Origin of the sequence: Shewanella sp. BF02_Schw (assembly GCF_014596695.2) — a bacterium.
Lineage (GTDB): Bacteria > Pseudomonadota > Gammaproteobacteria > Enterobacterales > Shewanellaceae > Shewanella.
On sequence record NZ_JABKAW020000001.1, the window covers coordinates 452164 to 464716 of the forward strand.

The 12553-nt window shown below is 41.9% G+C and carries 7 protein-coding genes and 6 tRNA genes; 12 read left to right on the forward strand and 1 reads right to left on the reverse strand.

Annotation, left to right across the window (positions count from 1 at the left end):
• Nucleotides 1-109: 109 nt before the first annotated feature.
• Nucleotides 110-2707 (reverse strand): DNA mismatch repair protein MutS, encoded by a 2598-nt coding sequence (gene mutS, locus HNW13_RS02145; protein WP_192114445.1) that lies wholly within the window; start codon nt 2705-2707, stop codon nt 110-112.
• 285 nt (nt 2708-2992) lie between these two features.
• Here mutS and recA point away from each other — a divergent pair, with 285 nt between their 5' ends.
• From recA to HNW13_RS02205, 12 genes are all read left to right on the forward strand, one after another.
• Nucleotides 2993-4057, forward strand: coding sequence for a recombinase RecA (recA, locus tag HNW13_RS02150; protein WP_059746422.1), 1065 nt, complete (start codon nt 2993-2995; stop codon nt 4055-4057).
• An 822-nt stretch (nt 4058-4879) separates the two neighbouring features.
• The gene (gene alaS / locus HNW13_RS02155; protein ID WP_101085618.1) at nt 4880-7504 is read left to right on the forward strand and encodes an alanine--tRNA ligase; all 2625 of its coding nucleotides are present in this window, start codon (nt 4880-4882) and stop codon (nt 7502-7504) included.
• A gap of 460 nt (nt 7505-7964) precedes the next feature.
• Nucleotides 7965-8162 (forward strand): carbon storage regulator CsrA, encoded by a 198-nt coding sequence (csrA, locus tag HNW13_RS02160; RefSeq protein WP_011636538.1) that lies wholly within the window; start codon nt 7965-7967, stop codon nt 8160-8162.
• 1042 nt (nt 8163-9204) lie between these two features.
• Nucleotides 9205-9296: transfer RNA gene (locus tag HNW13_RS02165), tRNA-Ser, on the forward strand.
• A gap of 22 nt (nt 9297-9318) precedes the next feature.
• Nucleotides 9319-9395, forward strand: a tRNA-Arg gene (locus HNW13_RS02170).
• 27 nt (nt 9396-9422) lie between these two features.
• Nucleotides 9423-9499, forward strand: a tRNA-Arg gene (locus tag HNW13_RS02175).
• A gap of 29 nt (nt 9500-9528) precedes the next feature.
• Nucleotides 9529-9605: transfer RNA gene (locus HNW13_RS02180), tRNA-Arg, on the forward strand.
• An 8-nt stretch (nt 9606-9613) separates the two neighbouring features.
• Nucleotides 9614-9705: transfer RNA gene (locus HNW13_RS02185), tRNA-Ser, on the forward strand.
• Between the two features lie 73 nt (nt 9706-9778).
• A tRNA-Arg gene (locus HNW13_RS02190) sits at nt 9779-9855 on the forward strand.
• A 166-nt stretch (nt 9856-10021) separates the two neighbouring features.
• The gene (locus HNW13_RS02195; protein ID WP_208062787.1) at nt 10022-10351 is read left to right on the forward strand and encodes an IS66 family insertion sequence element accessory protein TnpB; all 330 of its coding nucleotides are present in this window, start codon (nt 10022-10024) and stop codon (nt 10349-10351) included.
• The gene (gene tnpB / locus HNW13_RS02200) at nt 10345-10692 is read left to right on the forward strand and encodes an IS66 family insertion sequence element accessory protein TnpB (RefSeq protein WP_208062789.1); all 348 of its coding nucleotides are present in this window, start codon (nt 10345-10347) and stop codon (nt 10690-10692) included. The genes HNW13_RS02195 and tnpB overlap by 7 nt, the downstream gene beginning before the upstream one ends.
• Before the next feature lie 83 nt (nt 10693-10775).
• Nucleotides 10776-12350, forward strand: a complete 1575-nt coding sequence (locus tag HNW13_RS02205; RefSeq protein WP_208062790.1) for an IS66 family transposase — start codon at nt 10776-10778, stop codon at nt 12348-12350.
• Nucleotides 12351-12553 lie beyond the last annotated feature (203 nt).

The following is a 12553-nucleotide window of genomic DNA, read 5'->3' on the forward strand; positions in this document are numbered from 1 at the left end:
GTTCATTTCATCGTATTTCAGGGGCGTTACTCGTTTGATGTAACACCTAATACGTCATTGAAATGGAAGCCTTTGCAGGCTCCCACAGTTCAACAATTCACTTGGCCAGTTATTTTCGTAGCTCGGTGTTCGTGTGACTTAATCGCTTCAACTCATATAAATAATCTAAAGCCTGTTTAGGTGTCAACTCGTCTGGATTAATTTGGGCTAACTTTTCCAACACGGGTGACGTCTCTGGTATTGGAGGTAATAAGTTCATACTTACTTGAGTTGGGTTCTGTTGAGATAACGTCATATCTCGGTTTTCAAGTTGATGAAGCTTATGTTTTGCCGCTTTAATGACTGATGCCGGCACACCCGCTAGGGCCGCAACTTGTAGGCCATAACTTTTACTTGCCGCACCTTCTTGTACCGAATGCATAAAGGCAATTGTGTCGTCGTGTTCTATTGCATCTAAGTGAACATTAATGACTGACGGTAACAGCTCGGGCAATTGGGTTAACTCAAAATAATGAGTAGCAAATAATGTCAGTGCACTGACATTTTTGGCTAGATATTCAGCAGCAGACCAAGCGAGCGCTAAACCATCATAAGTCGAGGTGCCGCGACCTATTTCGTCCATCAACACTAAACTGTTTGCAGTAGCATTATGTAAAATATTAGCCGTTTCGGTCATTTCAACCATGAAGGTTGATCGGCCCGATGCCAAATCATCTGATGCACCAATACGGGTGAAAATTCGGTCGATTTCACCAATTTGAGCATGGTCTGCTGGAACGAAACAGCCGATATGTGCCATCAATGTAATCAATGCAACTTGACGCATATAGGTAGATTTACCGCCCATATTCGGGCCTGTGACAATAAGCATTTGGCGCTGCGGTGTTAACGCTACCGGATTAGCAATAAATGCTGCTTGGCTAACTCGTTCAACGACTGGATGGCGGCCCGCTTCAATATTAATACCAATATCGTGGGTCATTTGTGGGCATTGATAATTAAATAATTGTGCTCGTTCGGCAAAGTTACTTAATATATCTAACTCGGCAGCAGCCGTTGCAAACTGCTGTAATTCTTGTAATTTAGGTAACAATAAGTCAAACAGTTGTTCCCACAGTTGTTTTTCAAGCGCAAGTGCTTTGCCTTGGCTTGAAAGTACTTTTTCTTCGTATTCTTTCAATTCTGGGGTGATATATCGTTCGGTGCCTTTGAGTGTTTGACGACGCTGATAGCTCAGTGGCACTCTATCTGACTGTAAACGGCTCACTTCAATATAGTAACCATGAACTCGGTTATAGCCGACTTTTAAGGTGTTAATCCCCGTTTGTTGTTTCTCACGAGCTTCAAGTTCGACTAAATAATCACTGGCGCCTTCACTCAACTTACGCCATTCATCTAACTCATTATTATAGCCAGTACGGATAACGCCACCATCACGAATTAACATGGGAGGGTTGTCTACAATAGCGCGTTCTAATAAATCATGTTGTTCAGGGAATTCACCCAGTAATTGCACTAACGTATTTAATCGAGGTTGTTGGCATGTTGCTAATGTTTGTTGGATTTCAGGCAGAAGCGTTAGTGCTTGCTTTAAACGTGAAAAGTCACGTGGTCTGGCACTGCGTAGTGCTAAACGAGCCATAATACGTTCGATATCACCTAAGCTTTTTAGTTGCTCATGTAAGGTTTGATATAAGTCTTGTTCAATGAGTTCACTGACTGCGCTATGGCGATATTGAATAGTTTGACGATTGCGTAATGGTTCATGGATCCAGCGTTGTAACATACGGCTACCCATAGGGGTTGCGGTATTATCTAATACCCATGATAGGGTATTTTCTCGCCCGCCAGATAAATTTTGAGTTAACTCTAAATTACGTCTAGTTGCGGCATCTAAAATAATAGATTCAGATTGATTAAAGCGCACAATCGAGTTGATATGTGGTAACGCCATCTTTTGGGTATCTTTTACATACTGCATTAAACAACCTGCAGCTTGTAACGCCAATCGTGCATCAGTAATACCAAAACCGTGCAAATCTTTGGTGCCAAATTGATTGAGCAGTAAATTAATACACGTGTCGTAATCAAACTCCCACTCTGGGCGACGACGGATGCCTTTCATGTTATTGATTAATAACATGTCAGCAAAATCTTCACTGTAAAGTAACTCTGCTGGATTAGTCCGCTGTAATTCGGCTTCTAAAGCTTCACGAGTGGGTAATTCTGCAACAACAAAACGACCAGACGAAATGTCTAAAGTCGCGTAACCAAAACCGCTTTTACCCTGATACAGTGCTGCCAATAAATTGTCTTGTTTTTCTTGCAGTAGAGCTTCGTCAGTTAAGGTGCCAGGGGTAACAATGCGCACCACTTGGCGCTCAACAGGGCCTTTTGATGTGGCTGGATCACCAATTTGCTCACAAATGGCTACAGACTGACCAATGTTAACTAATTTTGCTAAATAGCCTTCGACAGCATGATATGGAATGCCTGCCATGGGAATCGGGTCACCACCGCTTTTTCCACGAGCCGTCAGTGAAATACCCAGCATTTCAGAAGCGCGTTTAGCATCATCGTAAAACAGCTCATAAAAATCACCCATTCGATAAAACAATAACATATCAGGATGGGCCGCTTTTAAGCCCAAATACTGGCGCATCATCGGGGTGTGTTTTTCTAAATCGCTGGTATCAATCACTGTCATTATGAACACTTCACTATTAATCAATCGTAGGACGTAAATCTTATGGGGCTAATCTTAACAATATTTGCCCCCAGCGTATAAATAGATTCAAACAAAAAATTTTATGAGGATAAAATATTGATGTAAATGATCAATTCTCAAAGGTTTAAAAAAAAATCAGCTCAGCACTTGATACTGTATGACTATACAGTATACTGATGAACATATTGAAATGATTCACGTCACTTCACCTAAGTCGAAATAGCATTTTACTAAACGTATTGAATGCCTTAAGAGGGTTTTATAATGAAGGTTGATCCAAATAAAGAGAAAGCACTAGCCGCCGTTTTAAGCCAAATTGAAAAGCAATTTGGTAAAGGCTCAATTATGAAGTTGGGCGAAGATCGCACAATGGATGTTGAAACTATCTCTACCGGTTCGCTTTCATTGGATATCGCACTCGGTGCGGGCGGTTTACCAATGGGACGTATCGTTGAAATTTACGGTCCAGAATCATCAGGTAAAACGACGTTAACTCTTGAAGTGATTGCCGCAGCGCAACGCGAAGGTAAAACTTGTGCGTTTATTGATGCTGAACATGCTCTTGACCCAATTTATGCGAAAAAGTTAGGCGTAGATATTGATAACTTACTTTGTTCACAGCCAGATACAGGCGAACAAGCGTTAGAAATTTGTGATGCGTTAACTCGTTCTGGTGCTGTAGACGTTATTGTGGTCGATTCTGTTGCAGCGTTAACGCCAAAAGCTGAAATTGAAGGTGAAATTGGTGATTCACATATGGGCCTTGCCGCTCGTATGATGAGCCAAGCTATGCGTAAGCTGGCTGGTAATCTTAAGCAATCAAATACTTTGCTTATTTTTATTAACCAAATTCGTATGAAAATTGGTGTGATGTTTGGTAGCCCAGAAACAACTACCGGTGGTAATGCACTAAAGTTCTACGCTTCAGTACGTTTAGATATTCGTCGTACCGGTGCCATTAAAGACGGCGACGAAGTTGTCGGTAATGAAACCCGCGTTAAAGTGGTTAAAAACAAAATTGCGGCTCCATTTAAGCAAGCTGAATTCCAAATCCTTTATGGACAAGGTATTAACCGTACTGGTGAGTTAGTCGATCTAGGTGTTGCGCACAAGTTAGTTGATAAAGCGGGTGCTTGGTATAGCTACAAAGGCGAGAAAATTGGTCAAGGCCGTGCTAATGCAGGTAAATTCTTGACTGAAAACCCTGTCATTGCCAGTGAAATTAATACCACTTTACGTGCGATGTTATTGAATGGTGGTGCTAATGCATCAGATTCTAAAACAGAAAGTGATGAGAATATTGACCTTGAAACGGGTGAAGTATTCTAAGCTAGTCAGTCAGTTACATCTATCGCGGTAGCGCATCTTGCGCGCCGCGAATATTCCCCCGCTAAAAGCCCCTGTTGTTATACCCTAAAAACGATAACGCTAAAAATTATAACGCTAAAAACTGCAACGTTAAAAACTGCAACGTTAAAAACTGCAACGTTAAAAACGTTGATATGTGAAAAATCTCTAGTACTCGATTATTGTCAATCTCAGGGTTATTGAGTCATATCCGCTACTCTGCGTTACTTTGAATAATCCCACATAGCTTTAATGCCCATACTTTTAATGATTTAGTTCTGAATTATTTAGCATGTAAAATCACACTGTTTGCCAAACAATCTATTAGTTATGCAGCTACCTTCTTCAATTGGTTTAAAAGCTAATTTGTTACTATAACCACGCTCTTTTTATCGTGATAGCGGAGGTTTATCTGGTTAAATTAGACGGCATTTAGCTCACTTCAAATGTGGATAACAGACCGAACACTCGACAACAACAGTTGTTGTTAATCTGCAATCTCAAGCTGACCATTTGCTTACTCACAAGGCAGTCTTGCCGCCAGCAACGAGCCAATTGCCTGTGAATTTAACGTCGTTAGTTGGGTAACGGGCTGTTCGGGATGTGTTTATTAGCTCGAGTTGAGCTTAGTTAACCTTAGTCGGTGAGATCGCTTATCAATAACTATTATTATCGGTTTATGCTCAGAGGATAATCGAGCCACTCATCTCGCATGTTGACGTAAATTCAGTATATAATGCTTACATTTACAGGCTTGCATGCCAAGCTCGTTACTTTCGTATTTTCTATATTCAGGGCCATTTCATGTTTCAGACTACAGCAGAGTTAAGAAGCGCTTTTTTAAAGTACTTTGAAGATAACGGACATCAGGTTGTTGATAGCAGCTCGCTTGTTCCCACAAATGACCCAACACTGTTATTCACCAATGCGGGTATGAACCAGTTTAAAGATGTGTTTCTCGGCATGGATAAACGCAATTACACCCGAGCGACAACTTCACAACGCTGTGTGCGCGCAGGTGGCAAACATAACGATTTAGATAACGTGGGTTATACCGCTCGTCACCATACTTTTTTTGAAATGTTAGGCAACTTTAGTTTCGGCGATTATTTCAAAGAAGATGCAATTCGTTTTGCATGGACCTTCCTAACCGAAACACTCAAACTGCCAAAAGAACGCTTATGTGTCACTATTTATGAAACCGATGATGAAGCATATGATCTTTGGACTCAAAAAATAGGCGTGCCAGCGGAAAATATGATCCGCATAGGTGATAACAAAGGCGGGGCTTTTGCGTCAGATAACTTCTGGCAGATGGGTGACACTGGTCCTTGTGGTCCTTGTAGTGAAATTTTCTACGATCATGGTGATCATATTTGGGGTGGCCGTCCTGGCACGCCTGAAGAAGACGGTGACCGCTTTATTGAAATTTGGAACATTGTATTTATGCAATACAACCGTCAGGCTGACGGTGAAATGTTGCCATTGCCAAAACCTTCTGTTGATACTGGTATGGGTATTGAGCGTATTGCTGCGATTATGCAAGGCGTGCATTCAAACTACGAAATCGATATTTTTAAACAACTTATTGCCAAAACAGCTGAAATTATCGGTGTAACTGATTTAGAAAATAAATCTCTGCGCGTTATTGCTGACCATATTCGTTCATGTGCATTTTTAATTGCTGATGGTGTTATGCCATCAAATGAAGGGCGTGGTTATGTGTTGCGCCGTATTATTCGTCGTGCAGTCCGTCATGGTAACAAGCTGGGTGCTAATGACGCATTCTTCTACAAACTTGTGCCAACACTTATTAGCGTAATGGGCGATGCCGCCATTGGTTTAAAACAAACTCAAGCTATTGTTGAAAAAGCCTTAAAAGCGGAAGAAGAGCAGTTTGCTCGCACTCTTGAGCGCGGTTTAGTTATTTTAGACGGCGCGTTGAATAGCTTGCAAGGTGATACTTTAGATGGTGACACCTTATTTAAACTGTATGACACCTATGGTTTTCCTGTCGATTTAACTGCAGATGTTTGTCGTGAACGTGATATTAACGTTGATGAAGCTGGCTTTGAGTCAGCAATGGCTGAACAAAGAAGCCGTGCACAAGCTGCAGGCAACTTTGGCGCTGATTATAATAGCCAATTAATTATCGATGCAGAAACCTCATTTAGCGGTTATACCGAGTTAACTGGTCAGCCAAACGTGATTGCTTTATATGTTGACGGTAAAGCGGTTGATACCGTGATAGCGGGTCAGGATGCTGTCGTAGTATTAGACAACACACCATTTTATGCTGAATCTGGTGGGCAGGTTGGTGATAAAGGCCAGTTGACAGCTGAAGGCGTAGTATTTGCCGTTGCCGATACTCAAAAGTTTGGTCCAGCTACCGGTCACCAAGGTCAATTAGCTCAAGGTCAGTTAGTCATAGGCCAGCAGTTAACCGCACAAGTGGATAAAAACTTACGTCATCGTACGCAATTAAATCATTCTGTTACTCACTTATTGCATGCTGCATTACGTCAAGTGTTAGGCTCACATGTGTCTCAAAAAGGTTCACTTGTTAATCCTGAACGTTTACGTTTTGACTTTGCTCATTTTGAAGCGGTTAAGCCATCAGAATTGAAGGCTGTCGAAGATTTAGTTAATACCCAAATTCGTCGTAACCATGAACTTTGTACCACTGAAATGGGCATTGATGAAGCCAAAGAAAAAGGTGCAATGGCACTATTTGGTGAGAAATACGATGACCAAGTACGTGTTGTCACTATGGGTGATTTCTCTATCGAACTGTGTGGTGGTACTCACGTTGGCCGCACTGGAGATATCGGTTTATTTAAAATCACTTCTGAGAATGGTATTGCTGCCGGTGTGCGTCGTATTGAAGCTGTAACAGGTATTGCTGCAATGGCTTATATTGCTGATCAACAAGCCATGTTAGATGAGGCTGCACAACTACTAAAATCAGATAGTGCTTCGGTAGTCGCTAAGTTAAAAGCTCAGCTAGATAAAGTGAAGCAATTAGAAAAAGATTTATCTCAATTAAAAGATAAGTTAGCTGCTGCGGCCAGTGCTGATATGGCCGGTGATGCAGTAGAAATCAATGGCGTTAAACTTTTAGTTAAACAACTTGATGGTATTGACCCAGGTTCACTACGTGGTTTACAGGATGAGCTGAAGCAAAAGCTAAAGTCTGCGATTATTGTGCTAGGTACTGCTAAAGACGGTAAAGTTAATTTAATTGCTGGAGTCAGCAACGATTTAACCAAGAAGGTCAAAGCGGGTGAGTTAGTCGCAATGGTTGCACAGCATGTTGGCGGTAAGGGCGGTGGTCGTCCTGATATGGCACAAGCTGGCGGTACTCAACCTGAGAATCTAGCCGCAGCATTAGCCCTTGTAGAGCCCTGGGTAAACGAACGTTTAAGTTAATAAAATCTGTAGATTAGCGTTTTTTTGGCAATTGAGTCATAAAGTCTAAGATATGCGACTTTATGACTTGAGTGCTATGAATAGATTTGGCATAGTGAACTAACTTGCTAACAGTAAAAGCGTTTAAAAGGGTTGCTAGCGTTGGGCAATGCTTATTATTGTACTTATATGTAGTACTCTAATGTTGTATTGGTTTTCAATTCCTATCGTTTTTGTTATTGGTTTGCCGTATTGGATTGTTTAGTAACGGAGTCTTATATCGTGAATATGAATAATTTACGGTTGATCTCGTTTTTAAAAGACGACTAATCGTCAAGTTTTATGATTTCCTAAGAGAATTTGCTTTATAAACTGATGTATTCACCAATTGATACTATGATTTTATGTAAAGCAGACCTTATAATGAGCGCATATTACGGACAAAGCGTGTTATGCAGATTGAACTTAAAGGAGCAATCGAATGCTAATTTTGACTCGTCGAGTAGGCGAAACATTAATGATTGGTGATGAAGTCACCGTTACTGTGTTAGGTGTTAAAGGTAATCAGGTACGTATTGGTGTTAACGCACCTAAAGAAGTATCTGTTCACCGTGAAGAGATCTACCAACGTATTCAGTCTGAGAAGTCAGGTACCCCTTCTGAAGGTGGTAATTACTAATTTCGACAGATGATGTCGATATCATTAAAGCCAGCATTTGCTGGCTTTTTTGTTTTTGTATTGCAGTGGCATTACCGCTTTAGTTTAATCAGCCCTTATTCGTTAACCTCTGCTCGGAATTTTCACTGTCATCAAACTGTCCTTTGTTTATGCGATTGCTTCAATTAAAAGACCCGCTAGTTACGTGTCATTTCGCTGGGTTAACCTAAATACAGAGCTAAATTTAGAACCAAATTCAAATAATAACGAGTCAATTTAAATATGAGTGACCAGTAAACATTCTACGTTTATCAATTTACCCATCTGTTATTCTGCGTTGAGGTTACATTAGCTCTAGCGTAGAGTACCTCACAGCTCCAATTTAAGGTTGTTGGTGTAAGCAGGACAATTTCCCCTTAAGTTGATACAAGACTGAAGTGGAATGAATGAGGCTCTCACAAAGCACTTTTTAACACACTGATTCAGTTTGTTAAACGCATCCATAAATGAGTCGTCATTTATTTACCATCCGACTAACGTATTTATTTTACTCGTGTTGAATTATCACTGGATGCTATTTGTAGCTAACAATTGGTATCAAACCATTTTTTTAACGAGTCATTATTTAAATGTGCTTAATTCATCTTGATTATAGCGTTGTAATGGGAATCGTTGATCAATACAAATCCCATCGTAATCTCGTGCAAGCTATAGCAAATTAACCTTCCTAAATGGCATTATGCGGCTATTGTCGATATTGGTTAATATGATGTTGAATTGTAATAGTGAGTATAAATTACCCAATGACTAGGCTAAGTTGTTTAAATCAACGATGTGTTTAATTATATCTTTGGTTAAAAACCTTAAAACGCTTGTCGGACGAACAGAGGTTTAATGAGATTATGTCTGTAAATTAAAAAGAATATTCATCAAAAAACGACTGTTTTCATCAAGATTTGAGTCTATTATCTCCAATGTGCTTAAAAACACTCCAAATGAAGTTAGGTTTCCTAAAAAGGGTTTGACTTATTTTCATCAAACAGTAATATGTGCGCCAAGAAACGGAGAGGTGGCCGAGTGGCCGAAGGCGCTCCCCTGCTAAGGGAGTATGGGCTTTAAATCCCATCGAGGGTTCGAATCCCTCCTTCTCCGCCATTTCTTACAATAGATATACGATGCGGATGTAGCTCAGCTGGATAGAGTACCTGGCTACGAACCAGGCGGTCGGAGGTTCGACTCCTCCCATCCGCACCATTATCTATTAAAGTGTTAAACATGAATGCGCGTGTAGCTCAGCTGGATAGAGTACCTGGCTACGAACCAGGCGGTCGGAGGTTCGACTCCTCCCACGCGCACCATTTCATGTTTCACTAAAAACCCAATTTATGCGCGTGTAGCTCAGCTGGATAGAGTACCTGGCTACGAACCAGGCGGTCGGAGGTTCGACTCCTCCCACGCGCACCATATATTGCGGAGAGGTGGCCGAGTGGCCGAAGGCGCTCCCCTGCTAAGGGAGTATGGGCTTTAAATCCCATCGAGGGTTCGAATCCCTCCTTCTCCGCCATTCATTAAATAACGTCACGCACATGAAGTGCAGACGATAGCATTATTTATGAATGGCTTGTTTTACCGATTTTGCGCGTGTAGCTCAGCTGGATAGAGTACCTGGCTACGAACCAGGCGGTCGGAGGTTCGACTCCTCCCACGCGCACCATAATAAAAAGGCCCTGCATCAATGCAGGGCTTTTTTTTTGCTTAATTTTCATTGTCTTTCTCATCTTACTGCAACCGCTTTATCTGTATGCGTCCGGGCAAGTACGTCTTCAACTGCGCTCATCGAGCCTTTATCTTAACGACTGATAATGACATCAGGAGTTAACATGGCTACACGTTCACATCAAGATTGGGTTGCTTTGATACAACAGCAATCCGCTAGCGGCTTAACGATTTCAAATTTTTGTCGTGTGCACAAGCTTAGTCTTAGTGGGTTTTACGCCCGCAAAGCGGACATGGCTAAAATGGGCACCCAACAGATAGCGCCGTTTGTTAAGGCTACCGTGACATCGCCCACTGCGATGACAACCCAAGCTCAACCTTCCGCTTCAGCCCAGGCTATCCATTTTCAGCATCAAACCGGTTTATGGACTTTCCCCAGCACCTTGCCTGCACGATACCTGCTGGAGATTATAAAAGGCCTACAAGCATGTTGATGTTTCGTGAGCTTCCCAGTGTTTATCTGCACCGTGCACCGGTGGATTTTCGTAAATCGATAAATGGCTTAGCTGTTATCGTTGAGCAGCAATTATCCTTACAGGCCAACGACGGCAGTGTGTTTGTCTTTTGTAATAAAGGCCGTGATAAATTAAAAATCCTCTACTGGGATAACACCGGCTTTGCACTGTGGTACAAACGCCTCGAGCAGGATAAGTTTAAGTGGCCGACGAAAAGTATTGATGAGTGCCTGAGTTTATCTGAGCAACAGTTTCATTGGCTGTTATCTGGCTTTGATGTCCTGGGTCATCAGCATGTGAACGGCTTGAATTACAGTTAATTGATCGCCATTGCGAAGGCTGTTTTCGATAATTAGATCACTGCTTTAGCCTTATTTAATGGGATATTTGATATAATAACACCATGAAATTAAGCCCTGATAACTTACCCAATGACGTTGATTTACTTAAGCAATTATTGCTTGAGACGTTGGCGGCTAAAGACGCTGAAATCGCCGAACTTAAACACTCTGTGCAGCGTTTGCTTGAACAATTTCGCTTAGCCCAGCAACAACGTTTCGGCGCCAGCAGTGAAAGCCATGACTATCAAGGTGAGTTGTTTAACGAAGCAGAAGTGACGGTTGATGAGCCTGTTGAATTAACAGCAGATGCTGACGCGCCTGTGTCACCTAAACAGCGCGCCAAGCGTAAATTACTGCCTAAAGACCTGCCACGTGAAGTGATTATCCATGACATCAGTGATGAAGATAAGCAGTGTGAGTGCTGTGGTCATGAGCTGGCGTTAATGGGCCAAGACAGTAGTGAGAAGCTGAAGTTTATTCCGGCGAAAATCAGTGTGATTGAGCACGTTAGATTAAAATACAGCTGCAAGCATTGTGAGACTAAAGGACCCCAGGCCAATATCAAACAAGCGCCCGTGCCAGTCAGTCCTATCCCTAAAAGCGTGGCGACGCCAAGCTTGTTAAGCCAGCTCATTACCAGTAAATATCAGTACGCATTACCCCTTTACCGGCAAGAAACCTTATTCAAGCAACACGGTATCGCCTTAAGCAGGCAAACCATGGCGGATTGGATGATGAAATCTGCAGCGCTGTTCAAGCCCTTACATGATTTACTGCACCAACATCTATTAACACAAGATGTCATCCACGCCGATGAGACCACGCTCAAAGTGATTAACGATGAGCGAGTAAAATCCTATATGTGGGTGTATTGCGCTGGCGCGGATAAACCAAGCACTGAGCCTCGATATCAAGGTTTGCGCAATATCGTACTGTACGACTATCAAGACGGTAGCCGCGCGGGCACCTGCGTGAGCCGTTTTCTGGCCACCGAGCAAACGGTATTTAATGGTTATTTACAAGTCGATGGTTACGCGGCTTATCAGCAGGCAAACAATAAACTGGTCGGTTGTTGGGCTCATGCGCGGCGTAAATTCAAAGAAGCGCTAATAGCACAAGGCAAGCCCAAAGTAGGCAAAATCAGTAAAGCGGATATGGCATTGAGCATGATAGCCAAGCTGTACCGTATTGAAACCCAAATACAAGCACTGAGCCTGGAAGAGCGATTGTATTTTAGGCGCACCCACTCACGTGCTCAACTGGGGTTATTTAAGCAATGGTTGGATAAATCAGTGCAGCAAGTATCAAAGGAGAGTCCGCTAGGCAAAGCCATCCATTACAGCCTCAATCAATGGTCAAAGCTGAGTTGTTACACGCAAGACAGTCGACTCAATATCGACAACAACCGTGCAGAGCGGGCAGTAAAACCGTTTGTGATAGGGCGTAAAAACTGGCTATTCAATCACAACCATCGCGGCGCTGAGGCGAGTGCAATTTTGTACAGCATCATAGAAACGGCTAAAGCGAATGGACTCATCCCGTTCGATTACATCGAACACTGCTTAGAACAATTATCCTACCTTAAATGCGATCTCAACAGCCTTTTACCCTGGCAGGTTAAGCTAGACAAGGCGTAGTTCGCCGGACGCTTACCTTTATCTCATAAAATTTGATTTTCACATCTTTATTCACTTATTACTCATGTCATGTTTAATCATCTATTTCATCAATTTGTTAAACCAATAAAGTGTGAGTGATTTTTATCATTGAATTATGAATTTGTTAATTTCAAAGTGAATATAGTGATTTTATTGATGATTCATCAGGTTATTATCATTTT